This window comes from Antrihabitans stalagmiti (assembly GCF_016482825.1).
GTDB classification, from domain to species: domain Bacteria; phylum Actinomycetota; class Actinomycetes; order Mycobacteriales; family Mycobacteriaceae; genus Antrihabitans; species Antrihabitans stalagmiti.
On sequence record NZ_JAEMNV010000002.1, the window covers coordinates 830552 to 850507 of the forward strand.

Annotated in this window: 17 protein-coding genes and 2 pseudogenes; 8 read left to right on the forward strand and 11 right to left on the reverse strand. The window is 63.3% G+C overall.

All coding sequences use genetic code 11. From position 1 onward, the window contains the following. Window positions 1-71 precede the first annotated feature (71 nt). Together JGU71_RS07920 and JGU71_RS07925 are read left to right on the forward strand one after the other, a co-directional pair. Window positions 72-1076, forward strand: coding sequence for an AurF N-oxygenase family protein (locus tag JGU71_RS07920; protein ID WP_199703456.1), 1005 nt, complete (start codon window positions 72-74; stop codon window positions 1074-1076). Window positions 1077-1089: 13 nt separating this feature from the next. Beyond that, window positions 1090-2826 (forward strand): FAD-dependent oxidoreductase, encoded by a 1737-nt coding sequence (locus tag JGU71_RS07925; protein WP_199703457.1) that lies wholly within the window; start codon window positions 1090-1092, stop codon window positions 2824-2826. Between the two features lies 1 nt (window position 2827). Here the strand turns inward: JGU71_RS07925 and JGU71_RS07930 are convergent, their stop codons facing one another. Beyond that, window positions 2828-3571, reverse strand: coding sequence for an acyl-[acyl-carrier-protein] thioesterase (locus JGU71_RS07930; protein ID WP_199703458.1), 744 nt, complete (start codon window positions 3569-3571; stop codon window positions 2828-2830). A gap of 205 nt (window positions 3572-3776) precedes the next feature. Here JGU71_RS07930 and JGU71_RS30355 point away from each other — a divergent pair. Next, window positions 3777-3935: pseudogene (locus JGU71_RS30355) on the forward strand (HAD family hydrolase); the annotation flags it as partial. Here JGU71_RS30355 and JGU71_RS07935 read toward each other — a convergent pair. The 7 genes and pseudogenes from JGU71_RS07935 to JGU71_RS07965 all read right to left on the reverse strand — a co-directional run bounded on the left by JGU71_RS07935 (window position 3927) and on the right by JGU71_RS07965 (window position 11879). Beyond that, window positions 3927-5075 (reverse strand): acyl-CoA dehydrogenase family protein, encoded by a 1149-nt coding sequence (locus JGU71_RS07935; RefSeq protein WP_199703459.1) that lies wholly within the window; start codon window positions 5073-5075, stop codon window positions 3927-3929. The pseudogene JGU71_RS30355 and the gene JGU71_RS07935 sit on opposite strands and share 9 nt — an antisense overlap. After that, window positions 5075-6217 carry a CaiB/BaiF CoA transferase family protein gene (locus JGU71_RS07940; RefSeq protein WP_199703460.1) on the reverse strand — a complete coding sequence of 381 codons (1143 nt, stop codon included), beginning with the start codon at window positions 6215-6217 and terminating at the stop codon, window positions 5075-5077. Before JGU71_RS07940 ends, JGU71_RS07935 begins: the two co-directional genes overlap by 1 nt. Continuing rightward, complete coding sequence (locus tag JGU71_RS07945) at window positions 6214-8421, reverse strand: acyl-CoA dehydrogenase family protein (RefSeq protein ID WP_199703461.1); 2208 nt, start codon at window positions 8419-8421, stop codon at window positions 6214-6216. Before JGU71_RS07945 ends, JGU71_RS07940 begins: the two co-directional genes overlap by 4 nt. Window positions 8422-8423: 2 nt before the next feature. Beyond that, a pseudogene (locus JGU71_RS07950) lies at window positions 8424-9303 on the reverse strand (SDR family oxidoreductase). 15 nt (window positions 9304-9318) lie between these two features. Next, window positions 9319-10200, reverse strand: coding sequence for a MaoC/PaaZ C-terminal domain-containing protein (locus JGU71_RS07955; RefSeq protein ID WP_199703462.1), 882 nt, complete (start codon window positions 10198-10200; stop codon window positions 9319-9321). Between the two features lie 4 nt (window positions 10201-10204). Then, on the reverse strand, window positions 10205-10636 hold the full coding sequence (locus JGU71_RS07960; protein WP_199703463.1) for a type II toxin-antitoxin system Rv0910 family toxin: 432 nt from the start codon (window positions 10634-10636) through the stop codon (window positions 10205-10207). 43 nt (window positions 10637-10679) lie between these two features. Continuing rightward, the gene (locus tag JGU71_RS07965; RefSeq protein WP_199703464.1) at window positions 10680-11879 is read right to left on the reverse strand and encodes a lipid-transfer protein; all 1200 of its coding nucleotides are present in this window, start codon (window positions 11877-11879) and stop codon (window positions 10680-10682) included. A 105-nt stretch (window positions 11880-11984) separates the two neighbouring features. On the opposite strand from JGU71_RS07965, the gene JGU71_RS07970 reads away from it, so the two are divergent. Then, window positions 11985-12680 (forward strand): TetR/AcrR family transcriptional regulator, encoded by a 696-nt coding sequence (locus JGU71_RS07970; RefSeq protein ID WP_199703465.1) that lies wholly within the window; start codon window positions 11985-11987, stop codon window positions 12678-12680. 91 nt (window positions 12681-12771) lie between these two features. Next, window positions 12772-13761, forward strand: coding sequence for an AurF N-oxygenase family protein (locus JGU71_RS07975; RefSeq protein ID WP_199703466.1), 990 nt, complete (start codon window positions 12772-12774; stop codon window positions 13759-13761). Here the strand turns inward: JGU71_RS07975 and JGU71_RS07980 are convergent. Further along, the gene (locus JGU71_RS07980; RefSeq protein ID WP_199703467.1) at window positions 13758-14654 is read right to left on the reverse strand and encodes a TetR-type transcription factor C-terminal domain-containing protein; all 897 of its coding nucleotides are present in this window, start codon (window positions 14652-14654) and stop codon (window positions 13758-13760) included. The two genes, JGU71_RS07975 and JGU71_RS07980, sit on opposite strands and share 4 nt — an antisense overlap. A 157-nt stretch (window positions 14655-14811) precedes the next feature. On the opposite strand from JGU71_RS07980, the gene JGU71_RS07985 reads away from it, so the two are divergent. The 3 genes from JGU71_RS07985 to JGU71_RS07995 all read left to right on the forward strand — a co-directional run bounded on the left by JGU71_RS07985 (window position 14812) and on the right by JGU71_RS07995 (window position 17973). Further along, the gene (locus JGU71_RS07985; RefSeq protein ID WP_199703468.1) at window positions 14812-16020 is read left to right on the forward strand and encodes an acyl-CoA dehydrogenase family protein; all 1209 of its coding nucleotides are present in this window, start codon (window positions 14812-14814) and stop codon (window positions 16018-16020) included. Further along, window positions 16017-17036, forward strand: coding sequence for a phosphotransferase family protein (locus JGU71_RS07990; protein WP_233528825.1), 1020 nt, complete (start codon window positions 16017-16019; stop codon window positions 17034-17036). Before JGU71_RS07985 ends, JGU71_RS07990 begins: the two co-directional genes overlap by 4 nt. Window positions 17037-17400: 364 nt before the next feature. Continuing rightward, on the forward strand, window positions 17401-17973 hold the full coding sequence (locus tag JGU71_RS07995; protein WP_199703469.1) for a heparin-binding hemagglutinin: 573 nt from the start codon (window positions 17401-17403) through the stop codon (window positions 17971-17973). Between the two features lie 51 nt (window positions 17974-18024). Here the strand turns inward: JGU71_RS07995 and JGU71_RS08000 are convergent, their stop codons facing one another. Both JGU71_RS08000 and JGU71_RS08005 read right to left on the reverse strand, forming a co-directional pair. Then, window positions 18025-19563, reverse strand: coding sequence for an AMP-binding protein (locus JGU71_RS08000; protein ID WP_233528968.1), 1539 nt, complete (start codon window positions 19561-19563; stop codon window positions 18025-18027). 164 nt (window positions 19564-19727) lie between these two features. Continuing rightward, complete coding sequence (locus JGU71_RS08005; RefSeq protein WP_199703470.1) at window positions 19728-19910, reverse strand: hypothetical protein; 183 nt, start codon at window positions 19908-19910, stop codon at window positions 19728-19730. Window positions 19911-19956: the final 46 nt, after the last annotated feature.

Sequence of the window (19956 nt, forward strand, 5' to 3'; positions counted from 1 at the left end):
AGCTAGCACCTTGACAGCACTTCCTACGCACGGCGCAACGAGGCGCCGTGCATTGGCGATGAGGAGCTTTGATGTCACTCTCGATTGCAGCGCCGACAGAAGAGCAGAGCGGCGACAACTACGCGGAATCCTTGAAGGCACTGTCCGAAGGATCGGTCCACAAGCACTTCGATCCTTACGTCGACATCGATTGGGATTCTCCCGAATTCGCAGTGACCCCCAACGACCGACGGTGGATCCTTCCCGAGCACGGCGACCCACTCGGCGCGCACCCCTGGTACCAGGCCCTGCCGATCGAGAAGAAGATCGAAATCGGCATGTGGCGTCAAGCCAATGTCGCGAAGGTCGGTCTGCAGTTCGAGACGGTGCTCATCGGCGGGCTCATGCAGCACGTCTTCAAGCAGCCGAACGGATCTGCCGAATTCCGCTACTGCACACACGAAGTCATCGAAGAGTGCAACCACACCCTGATGTTCCAGGAGATGGTCAACCGAATCGGCGTCGACGTTCCGGGCGCTCGTCCCGGCATCAAATGGCTCGCTCCGATCGTTCCGATTGCGGGCACGATTCTTCCCGAGATCTTTTTCGTCGGCATCCTCGCCGGAGAAGAGCCGATCGACCACATTCAGAAGGCGATCCTGCGTTCGGGCGAAGAAATTCATCCGATCATGGCCGGCGTCATGCGGATTCACGTTGCCGAAGAAGCTCGACACATCTCGTTCGCGCACCAGTTCCTGAGTCATCACGTGCCGCAGATGAGCACAGTCGGCCGCTTCGGGCTATCTCTTGCCTTCCCGGTCATCATGCGCGTGCTGTGCGACTCCATCGCCGTACCGCCGCCGTCGTTCTGGAAGACGTTCGACATTCCGGCGTCGGTCAAGAAGGACCTGTTCTGGGACACACCTTCCTCGCGGCAGACTCTGCAGGACTATTTCGCCGACGTTCGTATGCTCGCCGAGGACATCGGCTTGATGAACCCCGTCTCGCGTGCCATCTGGAAGATCTGCAAGATCGATGGTCGTCCGTCGCGCTACCGGAGCGAGCCGAGCCGCGTGCCGGTTCGCGCGTCGGCGTAGAAAGGCCGACGATATGCCTCACGTCGTCACTCAATCCTGTTGTAGCGATGCGTCGTGCGTATACGCATGCCCCGTCAACTGCATCCATCCGACGCCGGACGAGCCCGACTTTCTGACAGCGGAGATGCTGCACATCGACCCGGCGGCATGTGTCGACTGCGGCGCCTGCGTGTCCGCCTGCCCGGTCGATGCCATCGTGCCGCACTCGAAACTGGCTGACGCCCAACAGGACTACCTGCAGATCAACGCTGAGTTCTACAAGGAGCCACGGCCTCGGCCACTGCTTGCTCCGGTAATCGCAGCAGCCTCGGTCGACCAGAGCCGCGAACCACTGCGAGTCGCGATCATCGGCTCGGGTCCGGCAGCGATGTACGCGGCCGACGAGTTGTTGACGCAGCCCGACGTGCAGGTCAACGTCTTCGATCGGTTGCCGACTCCGCACGGTCTCGTTCGCGCGGGTGTCGCACCTGATCATCAGAAGACCAAGCAGGTGACCCGCTTGTTCGACACCATCGCCGACCAGGACGGGTTCGAGTACTACCTCAACGTCGAGATCGGCAAGCACCTGACGCACGAGGATCTGCTGGAGCATCATCACGCAGTCCTCTATGCCGTCGGTGCATCGTCGGATCGGCGGCTCGACATCCCGGGCGACGATCTTGCCGGCTGCGGATCCGCGACCGATTTCGTCGCCTGGTACAACGGTCACCCTGATCATGCGCACAGGACCTACGACCTGTCGCACCGTCGTGCCGTCATCATCGGCAACGGCAATGTCGCGCTCGATGTCGCTCGAATTCTGACGTCCGATCCAGACCACCTCGCAACGACAGACATTGCACAGCACGCACTGGAGGCGTTGCGGCACAGTCGTATCGAGGAAGTTGTGATCGTCGGACGCCGCGGACCCGCCCAGTCGGCGTTCACCGTTCCCGAGTTCTCCGGTCTGCTCGCCGCTCCCGATGTGGATGTCCTCCTCGAGGACTCCGACCTTTCGCTCGACGAGGTCACCGTTGCCCGCGAGTCCGATGGGACCTTGGAACATTCGGTCACCCAGAAGCTCGCGATGTTGCGCGAGGTTCCGAGTCAGGGTGCCGGTCGTAAGCGAATCACGTTGCGGTACTTGTCCACCCCGACGCGGATCGTCGGCGACGAACGTGTGGTCGGTGTCGAGTTCGTCCGCAACGCACTGGTCGTGAGCAAGGACGGCACAGTGCGGACGCACGCGACCGACGCGACGGACACCGTCGAGGCCGGTCTGGTTTTGACGTCGATCGGCTACCGCGGCGTTCCGATCGCGGGAGTTCCGTTCGACGACGTGAAGGGCGTCATCCCCAACACCGACGGACGTGTTCGCGACGGTAGCGACGGTCCGATCTCGACGGGGGCCTACGTCGCAGGCTGGATCAAACGCGGGCCGAGCGGGTTCATCGGCACCAACAAGTCGTGCGCGCAAGAGACGGTCAACGCGCTGGTCGACGACTTCAATTCGGGCCTATTGGCGCAACCGACGTTGCCCGCATCCGCATTGAAGCGGTTGGTGCGCGCGCGTCGACCCGAGTTGGTCGACCGGGCAGGCTGGCACGCTATCGATCGTGTCGAGCTGCAGCGCGGCGCAGAACAGAACCGCGTCCGAGCCAAGATCACCGACCGCGACGACATGGCCGATGTGGTCGCGAAAGCACAGCCGCGCAAGCGACTTCCGCTCGCTGTAGTTCGGCGGATGAGAGGTTCGACCACCTTGGTATAACTCAGCGCGGGGTGAGGCGAGCCGCAGCGCGGACCTCTCCCGCGACGACGAACCAGAGGTCGACAGCATCGTCGGACGTTCGGGTGTGAATGCGAACGTCTTCGCCGAGGGTGATCGGTTTCTTGTACTCAACGATCGCGCGGTACGGACCGTCGATGATTGCCGCCGAGTCTGCAAGCACTTCGTGGACACCGTGCCAGTAGACGGTGTTGTTCACGTGTCGAAAATGGTCGACGTCGGTGCGGCGCAACGGAAAATCGAGTGTTGCCTCGTCGGTTGCAGGCTCGGTGAGCCACGGCTTCCAGCGCAGTCTGTGTTCGTCGGTGGTTGTCGCCATCATGGCCATGAACCTGTCAGTGAGCCTGGCCGGGCCGCCTGTTTCCTTGTTCATGTTGATCCAGAACGCCTCGGTTTCGATCCGCCCGCCGTTCGCACCCTCCAACTGAACGCGCATCGCGCACCACCGCGTCGACAAGCCCGCGCACCAGCGCCGGAACGTGATGACGTCGGGCCAGACGATCGGTTCGTGAACGTCGATCACGGTGCGTTGCACGATCCAGTGCGGCTGATCGTCGGTCGCATCGGCATCGTCGAGATGCTCGGCGCCGACCTCCTGAATGTAGCGTGCGACGCCGTCGACCCGCAGGCGGTACTCCTCGTCCATATCCGGAGTGCCGAGCCGCCACGACGTCTTGTAGACGTAGCCTGTGTCGGGCAGCGGGGCGAGCTCGGCGTCGATGGTCATGGAAGACGAAGGTACCCGGTACTACGTCGGGCTCATCTCCCGGTGAATGCCGGCAGAGGTTCACTGCCGTCACGGGGAGCTCGAGTCACCGCGGCATCGGTGGCGGGCGACTGACTCACACCACCCATTTTGCGCATCCAGTGCGGCAGCGATGTAGGTATCTTCGAAGCCAACGTCGGCGAGGTGACAGAAGCAGGTCTACGAACTCGCGTGCACCCGCCTGGGCGTCACAGCCGCTGAGGTCGTGTTCGTCGACGACGCCGACATCGCGATCGCAGGCGCCGAGGCCGTCGGGATGATCACGATCAAGCACGTGTCCAACGCCGAGACCATCGCGGCGTTGGACACGCTGCTTTCAGAGTGACCGCGAGATGATTTCCTTCATGATCTCGTTGGTCCCTGCGTAGATCTTCTGCACACGGTTGTCCGCCCACATCCGGGCGATCGGGTACTCGGTCATGTAGCCGTACCCACCGTGCAACTGCAGGCATTCGTCGAGCGCGACCATCGCCCGGTCGGACGTCCACCACTTGGCCATTGCAACGGTCGGGATATCGAGCTGGCCCTGCAGGTGTTTGACGATGCAATCGTCGAGAAACACTCTGGCGATGCGGGTTTCGGTTGCGACCTCGGCGAGCTTGAACTTCGTGTTCTGGAAATTGAAGATCGGCTTGCCGAACGCGTGGCGTTCCTTCGTGTACTTGATCGTGAACTCGAGTGCGTTCTCCATCGCCGCGGTCGACCCGACCGCGATGATCAGCCGTTCCTGCGGCAGCTGCATCATCAGCTGGAAAAAGCCTTGGCCCTCTTGGGTTCCCAGCAGGTTCGAGGTCGGCACCCGGACGTCTTCGAAGAAGAGTTCGGACGTGTCCTGCCCCTTCTGCCCGACCTTGTCGAGCACACGTCCACGGCGGAAGCCGTCACGATCGGCTTCGACCAACACCAGCGAGATACCGTTCGCCCCTTCGGACGTATCGGTCTTGACCACGACGATGATCAGATCCGCTTGGGCGCCGTTGGTGATGAAGGTCTTCGAGCCGTTGATGACGTACTCGTCGCCTTCGCGTACGGCCTTCGCCTTGACGGCCTGCAGGTCGGATCCGGTGCCTGGCTCGGTCATCGCGATCGCACCGACCACCTCCCCGCTCGCCATCTTGGGCAACCATTCCCGCTTCTGCTCGTCGGTGCCGTACGCGTTGAGGTAGTGGGCGATGATGCCACTGTGCACCGCCTGTCCCCATGCCGTGTCACCGATCCGCGCCTGCTCTTCGATGAGCACCGCCTCGTGCGCAAAAGTGCCTCCCCCGCCACCGAATTCCTCCGGAATCGACATGCAGAGCAGACCGAGCTCGCCGGCTTTGTTCCACAGGTCGCGGTCGACATGATGCTGGTCGATGTACTTCTCGATGTTCGGCTTGATCTGCTTCTCACAGAACGAGCGCGCCAGCGCGCGCAGGTCCTCGAGATCGTCGTCCAGCCAAGCGGAGCGTTTGGTTGTCGTCATCAGATCGATCCTTCCGATCGGAACTGTGCAATCGATGCTGCCTCATAGCCGAGTTCGGCGAGCACCGTTTCGGTATCGGAGCCAGCATCGCTGCCGGGTTGCGGTACCGGCGCGGGCGTTCTACTGAAGCGCGGTGCCGGCGCAGGTTGCCGGATGCCACCGACCTCGACGAACGTGCCGCGGGCCTGGTTGTGCGGATGCTCGTGGGCCTCCCATGGCGAAAGAACCGGCGAGACACAGGCATCCGATGCTGCGAAGACGTCGGTCCACTCGTCGCGTGTTTTCGTGGCGAAGACCTCGCCGATCCGCTTCTTCGCAACGTCGGCCTGATCGAGGTCGAACTGCATCGGCAGGTCGTCGTTGCTCAGGCCGAGCAGACCGAGGAACTCCGCGTAGAAGTGTGGCTCGACGCACCCCACGGCGACATACTGCCCATCCGAGCATTCGTAGGTGTCGTAGAACGCGCCGCCGGTATCCAGCAGGTTGCCGCCACGTCCCTCGTCCCACAGACCGGACGCGTGCATGCCGTGCACAAATGCCGTCAGCAACGCTGCCCCGTCGACCATCGAGGCGTCGATGACCTGCCCGAGACCCGACGTCGTCCGCTCGTGCAATGCGGCGAGCACACCCATCGCGAGCATCAGGCCACCACCACCGAAGTCTCCCAACAGATTCAACGGCGGGACGGGGCGTTGGCCCTTGTGCCCGATAGGTTCGAGCGCACCCGCGATGGCGATGTAGTTGATGTCGTGACCGGCAGTACTTGCCAGCGGACCGTCCTGACCCCAGCCGGTCATCCGGCCGTAGATCAGGCGCGGATTTCGGGCTTGCAGGTCGTCGGGACCGATACCGATTCGCTCGGCAACACCTGGCCGGAAGCCTTCGACGAAGATGTCCGCAGTGTCGGCCAGTTTCCTGACGATCTCGCGTCCTGCATCGGTCTTCATGTCGACGGCAATCGAGCGGCGGCCCCGGTCGAGTACCCCGGACGGTGCCAGCAGACCCTGACCGCCGTCACCCGCTCGCTCGACGCGGATCACCTCAGCGCCGAGGTCGGCCAAGATCATGCAGGCAAAGGGCGCAGGCGCGAGACTGGCAATCTCGATCACCCGCAGACCCTGCAGCGGACCGGTGCCACTCATGCCGCATCACGCGGCAGGCCGAGCATGCGCTCGCCGATCACGTTGAGCTGCACCTCGGTCGTTCCGCCGTAGATGGTGGTCGCCCGACCGGCGAGGAGTTGCTCCATTGCCTTGTCGCTCGGCTCACCGGGGACCGCGACCACGCCGGCAGGTCCGAGTTCGTCGACGACGAACTCCGAAATAGCCTGCCCGAGCGCCATACCGAGCAACTTCCCGACACTCGACGTTGTACTGACGTCGCTACCTGAAAGTTGTTTCAGGACAACGCGAGCGCCGATGACGTCGAGTGCGTGACTCTGCGCGATCAGTTCGCCGATCCGGTAGTGACTCACCGGCGACAGCGTGCGCCCCTTCGCGAACCGCAACAGGTCCGCGTCGGTCGCATAGGCTTCCATCTTCTGGCTCAACGCAACTCGCTCGCCCGCAAGCGTTGTCCGCGCCACGTGCCAGCCCGCGTTCACCTCACCGACAACATGCTCGTCCGGGATGAAGACGTCGTCGAGGAACACTTCGTTGAAGAGTGCCGAACCTGTCAACTCGCGAAGCGGTCGGACCGTGACGCCCGGTGTCGACATGTCGAGGACGAAGTAGGTGATGCCTTCGTGTTTCGGGCGAGCCGGATCGGTACGCGCGATCAACATCGCCCATTCGGAGAACTGCGCAACCGACGTCCAGATCTTCTGGCCGTTGATCTTCCAGCCACCGTCGACCTTCTCGGCTTTGGTCGTCAAGGACGCGAGATCAGATCCCGCACCCGGCTCGCTGAACAGCTGGCACCACACGACATCACCACGCAGGGTCGGTACTGCGAGCTCCTGCTTCTGCTTCTCGGTGCCGTGCGCAACCACAGCCTGAACCGCCCAGCCGCCCATCAGCAACTGCGGCATCGCGATGCCGGCGGTCTTGATCTCCTGTGCGATCACGATCTGCTCGAGCGGAGTTGCGCTGCGTCCGTAGGGCTTCGGCAGATGCGGCTGCACCCAGCCGCCATCGCCGAGTGCGATGAGCTGGTCGTCCTCATCCAATCCGATCAGGGGTGCCAGCTCCTCACGAACCTGCGCTCTGATCGTCTCGGCCTCCGCGGGGAGTTCGAGTTCGGATGCGCGGAGCACGCCGGCAAGCGCCTGCTCGGCCACGCGGTTGGCCCTGACCTCGCGCGACCCGAGCGCACCACGGATGGCGAGCGCACGCCGGTAGTAGAGATGGGCATCGTGTTCCCACGTGAATCCGATGCCGCCGTGCACCTGAATGCAATCCTGCGCACATACGACGGCAGCGTCGGCGACGATCACGGCGGCGATCTCCGCCGCGAAATCGGCTGTGCTCTCGTCCTTGTCGAGAGCCGACGCCGCATCCCACAGCACGGCACGGGCTTGCTCGAGAGCGATGCCCATCTGCGCGCACTTGTGTTTGACACCTTGGAACTGACCGATCGGACGGCCGAATTGCACACGCGTCTTGGCGTATTCGGCGGCGGTCGACACACACCACGACATCAGTCCGATTGCCTCGGCCCCGAGGACGACAGCCGCGATCGACCGGATCCGCCGCTCGTCGAGTGCCTCGAGAACGCGGTCGGCACCGATGTGAACATCGGCCGCTTCGATTCGAGCCGAACCCCGCAGGACGTCGATGCTGTCCTGCGAACGAACCTGAAGGTCGGCGTGATCGAGGACGACCCACCTGATGTCGTCGCCGATCGTGGCAGGCACAAGCACGACGTCCGCATGTTCGCCGCCGAGAACGGCATCGGCGACGCCGGTGATCCGGTAGCCGCCCGCATTGTCGGGCACCGCATCGAGTGGAGGTCCGAGAGCGACTGCACCAGTGGCCGATCCGTCGACAAGGCCGGGAAGGACCTCGATGCCGATCTTCGAGTCGGTTCCTGCCAGCACCGCACTGGCCAGCACGGTCGGAACGACAGGTCCAGGAGCTATGGTGCGACCGAGAGCCTCGAGCGCTACCGCGAGGGTGATCAGTCCGGCACCCTGGCCGCCGTTGCCTTCGGGTACGTGCAGCCCGAGGAGATCCTGGGCTTGGAGTCCGTGCCAGTAGTGCGGGAACTTATCCTCGACAGGTGCGTCGACAGCGGCACGCACGTGCTCGGCTGTGATCGTCCGTTCAGCGAAGGATCGGACCGAATCAGCAAGTGCCCGATGCTCTTCGGTGAGCCCGAGCCCGAGCTCGTAGGTGTTCTTGGCCATCGTTACGCTCCTGCGCCCAATTTGTCGGCAATCTCGGAAACGGTCCACGGACCGTCGGTTTCGATGGTCTTGACGTCGTGCCACCCGGCAAGCTCGGAGATGCCGCCACCCTGGACGGCGAAGACCTTGCCGGTCAGCTTGCAGTCCGTGCTGGCCAGGTAGGCAACGAGCGGCGAGATGTTGGACGGGTCGAAGGGATCGAACTCGCCTTCGGGAATCTCGGCGGCAAAGAGTGCACTCATCCCGGGCGTTGCCAGGGTGAGGCGGGTCCGTGCGATCGGGGCGATGGCGTTGACTCGCACGCCGTATCGCTCCAATTCGTCGGCTGCGAACAAGCGTCAACGCGGCGATGCCTGCCTTGGCGGCACCGTAGTTGCCCTGCCCTGCATTGGGCATAAATGTCCCTGACGCCGACGCGGTATTGATGACCGCAGCGTCGATAGCGACACCCGCCTTACTCTGCGCCTTCCAGTACGCGGCAGCATGATGCAGCGTGGCGGCGTGACCTTTGAGGTGGACGGCGATCACAGCGTCCCACTGGCTCTCGGTGATTCCCGCAATGAACGCGTCGCGGAGAATGCCTGCGTTGTTGACCAGCACATCGAGGCGACCGAACTCGCTGATCGACTGCGCGACAAGCGCTTCCGCACCATCCCAGGTCGCGACGTTGTCGGTGTTGGCGACAGCTTTGCCGCCCGCCGCGATGATCTCGTCGACAACCTGCTGCGCGGGGCCGACATCGGATCCGGAGCCGTCGTTGGCGCCACCGAGGTCGTTGACAACGACGCCCGCCCCTTCACGGGCAAAGAGCAGTGCGTGCTCACGGCCGATGCCGCGTCCGGCGCCGGTGACGATGGCCACGCGGCCGTCAAGAATTCCCATTATCGAGTCCAACTCCTACTTGTCTGCGATGACGGCGAGGCCGTCCTTGATGACGACTTCGTCGCCGACTGTTGTTTCGAATGCGTACGTCGCGTCAGGTCCAGAGGATTCTCGCGCCTGCCAGAACGTCGTTGCGATGTCCTGTTCGGGGAGAACAGGTTTCGCGAAGCGGACCGCCAGTCGCCGCAACCGCGTGACGTCGCCGTCGGCAAGTTCGGTCAGCGCAGCCCACGAGGCGAAGGCCATCGTGCACAAGCCGTGATTGATGATGCCGGGTAGCCCCGACATCCGAGCGATCTCGTCGTCGAGATGAATCGGCATGGGATCGCCCGATGCAGGCGAGTACCGGAACGTCTGGTCCTTGTCGATGTGTTGCTCTACTCGGGCGACGGAAGCCTGTGACCGTAGCGCATCGTCGAAACGATGAGCAGGAGCCGGTTCACCGACACTGCGGCCCGCATCGACCTTGCGGAAGAACGCCGTCATCCACTGCTCGTTTACCAGTTCACCTTTGTCCGTGCGGGTTTCCACGTAGACCACGACGGTCGAGCCGTTGTCGCGTCCCTCGAAACCGATCGGCTTCGACCGCACGACGAGGTTGTCGCCCGGATAGATCGGCCGATGGAAATGGAAGTCCTGCTCGCCGTGCACGAGCTTCATCAGCAACTCGACAGGCGCGACCGACAATGCGGCCGGCGCCATAGAGAAGAAGACGGGAACGATCGCGAACACCGGCGGAGCGACCTCACCGTTGCGGTGAGCTTCGATGGGATCGTTTGTTGCGGCGGCATATTCGGCGATCCGCTCAGCAGTGACCTCGAAACGTTCTTCCTCGGTCCACTCGCCGAGGCCGGAGTCGTCGAACTCTACGGTCGCTGCGGTCGATGCAGTGCTCACTGGATCAGCCCACCAATTCGGCGAACTTCTCCAGCGACTTCTCGAGATCTGCCTTCGCGTTCTTCGCGACCGCCTTGCCGATCGGTCCGACGATCATCGCGCCGGTGAAGCTCGCGTCGACCGTGGCGATCGACCCGGCGCCATCGGACTGTACGGACAGTACGAATTCGATTGTCACACCAGCCATTCCGGTACCGGTGATCTTGACGAGCTTCGGCACCTCGACCTCGGCTACGGTCCACTCGATCTTGTTCGCCATACCCATCACCGCAACGACCTCGGTGAACTTGGAGCCGAGCGTGATTTCGGTCGGGAGGTCACTGCGCCAGCCCTGGTGAATGGTGAGCCACTCCTCCCAGCGAGCAAGGTCGGACAGTGCGTCCCAAGTCTTTTCGGGTGCGCCGGGAAGGTTTGCGGAGACGGAAACGGATGCCATTGGTAGAACTCCTTGTTTGCGCGGGGGAATCGGATTGTTGGGGTCAGCGTTCGGCCGGGCGGTACGCGGTCACGACGACCGCTCCGCCGAGCCCGATATTGTGTTGCAGCGCAACCTTTGCGCCGTCGACCTGACGCTTGTCAGCGGTGCCACGCAACTGCCAGGTCAGCTCGCTGCATTGCGCAAGACCGGTCGCGCCGAGGGGGTGCCCCTTCGAGATGAGACCGCCGGACGGGTTGACGACCCAGCGGCCACCGTAGGTGGTGTCGTCGCTGTCGACGAGCTTGCCGCCGTCACCCTCCGGGCACAGGCCGAGGGCTTCGTAGGTCAACAGTTCGTTGGCGGAGAAGCAGTCGTGCAGTTCGATGACGTCCACATCGGCCGCAGTGATACCCGCCTGCTCGTACACCTTCGCCGCCGCGGTCCGCGTCATATCCGCACCGACGAGGGTGATGGCGCTCTTGTCGTCGAACGTGGTCTGCAGGTCGGTAACCATTGCCTGGCCGACGATTTCGACCGCTTGCCGTGCAAGCCCGTGCTTCTCTACGAAGGCCTCGCTAGCGATGATCGCGGCGCCTGAACCGTCGGAGGTAGGCGAGCATTGCAGCTTGGTCAGCGGTCCGTAGATCTGCTTGGCGCCGAGGATCTCGTCGAGCGTGTACTCGTCCTGGAACTGCGCGTACGGGTTGTTGATCGAATGGCGATGGTTCTTCACACCGATCTTGGCGAACTGCTCCGCCGTGGTGCCGTACTTCTCCATGTGCTCCTTGCCTGCGGCGCCGAACATGTAGGGAGCGGGCGGCATTGCGAACTCTTGCAGTTCGGCAAGCGCGAGGAGGTGGCGCATCATCGGCTGCTCACGGTCGTCGTAGGTCGATCCGAGCGAGCCTTTTTGCATCTTCTCGAAGCCGAGGGCCAGCGCACAGTCGACCTGGCCACTCTTGACGGCCTGGGTTGCGAGGAACAGTGCGGTCGAGCCCGTCGAACAGTTGTTGTTGACGTTGATGATCGGGATGCCCGTCATGCCAAGTTCGTAGACCGCGCGCTGACCCGACGTCGATTCCCCGTAGACGTAGCCGACGTAGGCCTGCTCGACCTGGCGGTAGTCGATGCCCGCATCCTGCAGCGCATTGGTGCCGGCCTCGCGGGCCATGTCGGGGTAGTCCCATTCGCGAGACCCTGGCTTCTCGAACTTCGTCATACCGACGCCGACGACAAAAACCCTGTTGCCCGCTGTGGACATTCGCTTCACTCCCATGTGACGTTCGAACACTTACCTGCGACACGCTGTCGCGCTCAACTATATGGGACAGCTTGTCACAGTCAATACCCCAGTAACATCTGATGAATGTCGAACACAGGAGCGGATGTCGGAACGGAGCCGACCGACGGGCGCTCGACGCGTTGGGACAGCCACAAAGCTGAACGCCGCGACCTGATCCTCGACGCCGCGATCGGGGCGATCAACGAACTCGGGGCCGACATCGGCGTCAGCGAGATCGCGGGACGCGCTGACCTTCCCCGATCGGTCGTGTACCGAATCTTCAAGGACCGCAACGATCTCGACGAGCAGTTGCGCGCACGCATCGTCCAGATGCTGATGCGGGACCTCGCTCCGACCCTCGCGCCGGAGGGAGCCGTCGACGCATCCATCTCGCGGGCCGTCGACACCTACGTCAACTGGATCGTGGCCTATCCCCGCCTGCACGCATTTCTAGGAAAAGGCTCGCCCAAACATCGGACGAGCGGCTCCCGCGTGGTCACCGGCGCCAAAACAGCGATCGCGGTGCAATTGACCGGCCTGCTGCTTGCGGTCGCGCGCAAACAGCCGTCGGCCTACCAAATAGCCGAGCCGCTTGCCTTCGGATTGGTCGGACTTGTCGATGCAAGTGTGAACCGCTGGTTGAACAACCCCAGCTCAGGCGTCACATCCGAGCAGTTGGCCCAATTCCTGAAACGTTCGGTCTGGCACCTTCTCGACGTGAACATGCGCGCTGTAGACATCGTCATCGAACCGTCGACGCCCATCGCCGCACTGGTCTGAGTTGCACGGGACCTTTCCTCCCACGCAAGTGTCTGGTACATCTTGTCTCAGTCACTATGAGGTGCAGAGCCGCACCGCCGAAGGAGTTCGCGTGTCTGTCACAACGTCGAAAATTGCTGAGAAGGCTTCCGATGACGACTACTTCGACCAACTGCTGAGACTGTCCGAAGCCTCGGTCCACAGGCGTTTCGACCCGTTCGTCGACATCGATTGGAACGCACCGGAACACGCCATCGTTCCAGGTGATCGCCGCTGGATACTGCCGGCGAGCGACATCGTCGGCGGCCATTCCTGGTATCGCTCGCTTCCGCAGGAGCGGCAGATCGAGATCGGCAGGTGGCGAATCGCGAACATCTACAAGGTGGGTCTGCAGTTCGAGAGCATCCTGATTCGCGGGATGACGCAGTACTCCTTCAAGGTGCCGAACGGATCGCCGGAGTTCCGGTACTGCGTGCACGAGACCGCCGAAGAATGCAACCACACGATGATGTTCCAGGAGATGATCAACCGCATCGGCCTCGACGTTCCTGGCGTCTCATGGTGGATGCGTGCGATCTCGCCGATCATTCCGCTCGCAGCCGGGATATCGCCTGCAATCTTCTTCATCGGCATCCTCGCGGGTGAAGAACCCATCGATCACACCCAGAAGGCGATGCTGCGTGGCGACACCAGCGGAATCCATCCAATCGCGTTGCGGGTGATGGAGATTCACGTAGCCGAAGAAGCCAGACACATATCTTTCGCGCACCAGTTCCTGCAGCGGCGCATCGTCGGCATGAACCCGGCCGGTCGCTTCGTCATGTCCCTCGCCTTCCCGATAGCGATGCGCTGGTTGGTCGGCGAGATCATGGTCCCGCCACGCCGCTTCCAGCAGGAGTTCGACATACCGGATTCGGTTATGGACGACATCTTCTGGAAGAGCCCGGAGTCGTCGAAAATTCTGCGCGACATGTTCAGCGACGTGCGGATGCTCGCGCACAACGCGGGAGCGATGAATCCGGTTTCTCGCCTGTTCTGGAAGGCATTTCGCATCGACGGCAGTCGCTCCAGATTCCGCAGCGAGCCCGCTCGGGGACACTAGGGCACTGCGCGCCTCGTGAGTCTTTTCGGAGGTTCTGACCTCCGAAAAGACTCACGAGCAGCTTGCTGCAAGAGGTCGAGCGCGAAGTTCGCGTACTCGGTCGCAATTTCCTCGGGCGACGATGGACCGTCCATTCGGAACCATTGGCACAGCGATGTACACATCGTTGCGATCGCTCGCCCGGCATTGCGCGCATGGGCTGTCCGCAGGTGCCCCTCGGCTACCGCAGCGTCGATCTGCTCGTCGAGAACGTACTGTATGGCGTTGCGCGACTCGGTAATTCGAATTCGATCGGCGCCGACGAGCGACCGCATCTCGCTTGCCCCGATGAATGCCAGCTCGCGACGATGGGTGTGATAGAGCGCGAGCGCCTCGACGATCGACGCTATCCGCTCGACGCTCGTCTCCCCTTCGTCCCGCGCAGCCGTTACCCGCCAATGCAATTCGTCCATCGTGATGTCGAAAAGCCGAACAAGAAGATCCTGCTTGTCGCGGTAATGGTGATACACCCCAGGCACACTCATGCCTGCCCGCTCGGCAAGGCCGCGCATTGTTGCGCCGTGATATCCCGTTTCGACAAAACACGCGACGGCAGCCGCAAGGACCGGGTCGATGGTCAACTCGGGAAAGCTGCGCCAATCGCCCTGCGCAGGCGGTGTTTCGAGAGCACCTGGCTGCGGCACTCGCGCGCGTTGCACAGGTGGATCCAGTAAGAGCGTCGCATCCGTCCCCAGTGCATCGGCCAACGCCCGCAACCGGTCGACCGAAACACCTGTCCGCCCGTTCTCGATCGCGCTGATGGTTGCCGCGCTGACACCGACCCGACGCGCGACCTCACGCATCGACAAACCGGCCTCGGTTCGCGCGGCCCGCACCCTCTCGTTGACCGACATTCGACACCGCCCATTCCGTTCCCTTGTTCAGCTTATCTGAACACAGCGAACACCACGCACGGTGCAATTGCAAGCCTGTTGACCATTCTCAACGACATATGCAACAGTGGGAGGACCGAACGATCGTTCTGCTCAGCCACTCGAAACAGGAGCTTCCGTGCCGATCGACTTGACCTATTCCTCGGACGTGACGGACCTGATCGAACGGACGCGGACGTTCGTCCGCGACGTAGTCCTTCCCATCGAGGACGCGCACGGCGGCGATATCTCAGCCGCGGGCGGCGACACGTTGCGAACCGAACTGCAGAGCGCGGCGAAGGACGCGGGCGTCTTCGCACCGCATGCTCCGATCGAATACGGCGGGCTCGGCCTCAACATGTCCGATCGTGCGCCGGTGTTCGAAGAGGCCGGCTACTCGCTGTTCGGACCTGTCGCGCTCAATATCGCGGCGCCCGACGAAGGCAACGTACACATGCTCGCCCACATAGCCAGCGCCGAACAGAAGCAGCAGTATCTCGCGCCCCTTGCCCACGGCGACGTCCGATCGGCATTCGCAATGACCGAACCGGCACCTGGCGCAGGCTCCGATCCAACCGCATTGACCACGCGCGCAACGAAGTCCGATGGCGGCTGGCTGATCGACGGACAGAAGCACTTCATCACGGGAGCGGACGGCGCGGGCTTCTTCATCATCATGGCTCGCACGTCCGGCGAACCTGGCCAGCGCGGCGGGGCAACGATGTTCCTGGCGCCCGCCGACTCCGACGGCCTGCACGTCGGACGGCACATCGGGACCCTCGACAAAGCCATGATCGGCGGTCACTGCGAGGTGCGGTTCGACAAGCTCTTCGTCCCCGATTCCGCAGTTCTCGGTGAACCCGATCGCGGCTTCGAATACGCCCAGGTTCGGCTCGGGCCGGCTCGGATGACTCACGTGATGCGCTGGCTCGGCGCGGCACGCCGCGGACACGACATCGCGGTCGCTCACGTTGCGCGACGCGAAGGTTTCGGATCGAAGCTCGGCGATCTCGGCATGATTCAGAAGATGGTGGCCGACAACGAGATCGACATTGCCGCATCGCGGGCACTGCTGGTGCGCGCGTGCTGGGAACTCGATCGGGGCGACCCTGCGTCCAACTCGACATCGATTGCGAAAACGTATGCGGCAGAGGCGATCTTCCGAATCGTCGATCGCAGCATCCAGATGTGCGGTGGACTCGGCGTCTCCGACGATCTGCCACTCGCCCGGTTGTCTCGCGAGGTGCGCCCGTTCCGGGTCTACGACGGACCCTCGGAAGTTCATCGCTGGGCGATCGCGAAGCGCGTTGTCGGTGCGGCGAAACGAGCGGCGAAGGAATCCGAATGACGCTGCCGGGCATGGATATTGCTGCGCTACGAAAGTTCCTGCTGAATGCCGGCGTCGACGTCGACGGTGAGCTCAGGGTCGAACTGATCAGCGGCGGACGTTCCAACCTGACGTTCAAGGCGTACGACGACGCATCGACGTGGATCGTTCGGCGCCCGCCCACCAGCGGGCTCACCCCGTCGGCGCACGACATGGCACGCGAGTTCAAGGTGACCGTCGGACTGCAGAACACCGCAGTCCCCGTTGCCAAAACCGTTGCGTTCGACGCCGACGGCGACGCGCTCGGAGCACCCTTCACTGTCGTCGAGTTCGTTGACGGGTCGGTGATCAGAGATCAGGACGAGCTTGCGAGGTTGTCCGACGAGGAGGTCACAGCGAGCGCGCACGGGCTTGTCGACGTTCTCGCCGACCTGCACGGTGTCGACTATCAGGCCGTTGGACTCGGCGATTTCGGGCGACCCGAAGGCTTCCTCGCGCGCCAGGTGACACTGTGGGCCGGCCAGTGGGAGCGGGTCAAGACGAGAGACCTCGCCGACGTCGAAACGCTGCACGCCGCCCTGTCTGCAGCCCTGCCGACCTCGTCGGCGGCCTCGATCGTCCACGGCGATTTCCGCATCGACAACACGATTCTCGACACGAAGAACCCAGCCGTCGTCCGCGCGGTTGTCGACTGGGAGATGTCGACTCTCGGCGATCCGCTGTCCGATGTTGCACTGATGTGCGTCTACCGCGAACCCATCTTCGATCTGGTGCTCGGGATGTCTGCGGCATGGACGAGCACGCGCCTGCCGAGCGCCGACGACCTCGCCCAGCACTACGCCGCTACCTCTGGTCGTGACCTTGCCTCGTGGAACTTCTACCTCGCGCTGGCGAACTTCAAGCTCGGCATCATCGGCGAGGGCATCACCCATCGCGCTCTGCTCGGTTCCGACTCCGGAAGTGGCGCAGCACGGGCCGCGGACGCGACGCCGGAGTTTATGTCGGCCGGACTGCGAGCGTTGCGGCGCTCGCGCTGATTGCGCCGACTTCGCCTCGACGAGAGTCTTTTGCTTGCCGGATGTTGCCCTGGGTGAACACGAGGTTTCGTGCGACTTTCGCCATCGCGCGGGTCGGTCGGGAGCCTGGCAACGGTGCGATCATCTTTGCTGGTCAGCCATATCTGCTCTGCCACTGAGTATTTCGTTCGGAAAACCAAAACACCGTCGACGAACCGCTTCGAATGTGGCGGCGGACACGGCTCGACCGTGGAACCGATCACATGCTCGAAAGTTGCTAGCACCTGCGCTTGCATTTGCAAGCACGCTCGCTTAACCTCGAAGAAAGGACCTCCCCGACAACGGCGTCGAGATGCACGTAACACCACAGAAGAGGAGAACGCAGATGACTGCGCCTACCGAAGAGAAGATCACCCCGGCAGTCACGAAGCCGCTCTACGCGACCGTCGGTGTCACCGATGTTGCCGCGCAGACCGTCTCCGACGTCGTGTCGAAGCTCCGTCAGCGCACCGAGAACCCGGACCTGTCCGGCGTGATCGACGACGCCCGTGACCGTATCGCCAGCCTCCGCTCCGAGCTCCCGGCCGACCTGACCGAGCTGCGCGAGAAGCTGCCGGCAGACCTCGCAGAACTCCGCGAGAAGCTCACCATCGAAGACCTGCGCAAGTTCGCCGACGACTACCGTCAGTCGACGATCGACCTCTACACCGATCTCGCAGAGCGTGGCGAGGCCACCGTCGATCGTCTCCGCAACGGTTCGGTCGTCGAGCGTGGCCTCGAGCGCGCCGAAGACCTGTACGGCGACGCGTTCTCGCTGACCTCCGAGGCACTCGGCAAGGTTTCCGAGGGCACCCGCACCGTTGGCGAGCAGGCCGCAAAGTACGCGGCACTCGCCGCCGACAAGGTCGACGAGGCCAAGGCAACCATCGCCAAGAAGGCACCTGCCAAGACCGTCTGATCCACGACGTCTGATCCAAGCCGTCAGCTAGCTCTCACGAGCCGTCACGCACTAGGTGCGTGGCGGCTCGTGTGCGTTCTGCAGCCGCGCCAGCCCGCGACGGTCGATCTTGCCCGTCGGAGTACGTGGTAGTTCGTCGACGAAGATGACGTCGCGAGGCACCTTGAAACGGGCGAGGTTCGTCTTCACGAAGGCGCGGACCTCGGTGTCGTCGATGTCACCGCCTGCGACGACGAACGCCGCAAGTCGTTGCCCGAATTCGTCGTCCGGCACACCGGTGACAGCGGCCTCCGTGACCGCTGGGTGGGTGTAGAGCAGATCCTCGACCTCGCCCGGAAATACGTTCTCGCCGCCGGAGACGATCATGTCGTCGTCGCGGCCGTCGATGAACAAGCGCCCCTCGCAATCGAAGTGGCCGAGGTCGCCCGTGCTCATCAAGCCGTCGAGAATGTTCTTGTTTCCACCGCCGGAGTAGCCCGCGAATGCAATCGAATTGCCGACGTAGACGGTGCCGACCGCACCGGGTGCGGTGACTGCGTTTCCGTCGGAATCGTAGAGCGCCACCGAGATTCCGACCGGCGGCTTGCCTACCGTGCCCGGCGCGGCCTGCCAATCCTCCGGTGTTGCGATGGTCGCCGTTCCTGTCTCGGTGCAGCCGTAGAAGTTGTAGATCACCGGGCCGAACACCTCGATGGCGCGGTCGCCCAGCGCGGAGGGTAGTGCCGCCCCCGCGGTGAAAACGATTCGGAGACTGGAGGTATCGACGGCAGCAAGCGCCTCCGGCCCGAGGTCGAGGATGCGGCGCAACATCGTCGGGACGAGCACAACTGCGTCCGCGCGATGGTGACCGATCTGCTGTAGCGCACGTGCCGCGTCGAAGCGGCCGTGCAGGACGATCGTCGAGCCCAGATTGAGGGCAAGGATGAACTGCGACAGAGCCGTCCCATGAAACAGCGGAGCACACAGCACTAGCGTCTGACCGCGTCGCAGCGGGACGCGATCGAGGAACTGCGCGCCGGCCAACGGCGACTGCACGCGACGCGGAGCACCCTTCGGAGTACCTGTCGTCCCGCCGGTGAGGAGAACGAACCCACCCTGCGACTTCGGTACGGGAAGCGCTTTGTGTTCGGTGACGAGCGCATCGGCCGCGTCTGCAGCCGTGTCGAGGCGCACAATCTTGGCAGGCATGATCGCGATCGTCTCCGCGAACTCCGGGTCCGCGATCACGGCCGTCGCGCCTTCCCGCTCCGCCACGTCCAGCAACTGCGTTGCACTGAAGCCCGTATTCATCAACACAAGGCGCGCACCGACTTTCGCTGCCGCGACCATCGTCTGCACCAATCGCGGGTTGTCCCGACACAGAACGGCGAGCGTGTCGTCCGGACCGATCCCCTGCTCCAGCCACATCCCTGCAACAGCATCGGTGTGCCTGTCGAGTTCTCGATAGGTCAGCGAACCGTCAGAGGTGACCAAAGCGACGCGGTCGGGGCACAGTCGCGCCGAGGTACGCACACCGCCTGCGATCGGACCGACCGTGCGCACAGCACGCGCCGAGCGGGCGGTCCGTACCGGCCGTCGCAGATCGATCATGCCGGCGCGCTGCAGCACCCGGATCTGTTGTGCGGCAACACTCGAGGTCCGGATCAGTTTTTTCGGATACACGCCGATCAGCACATCGCACAAAAGGGACGGGCGCTACCGGCAAAAACACAGACTTTCAGAGATTCCCATGGAAATCTGCCCAAGAACGAGCGTCAGCTATCCGCATCGTAGGCATCGGCAGCCTCTGTGCGCGCCCGCGCAATCTCCGGCGCCCGCGCTGCCGTCGCTTCGTCGGGAAACGGGCCGAGCCGATTACGCGAACCGCACACGTTGCCATGCTCCGGTGCCTGATGCTCGACGCAGAACCACCAGCGGGTGCCATCCGAATCAGCCATGCTTTCAGCGTCGCACACAACCGCCGATCGCCACAGCGAATACCGT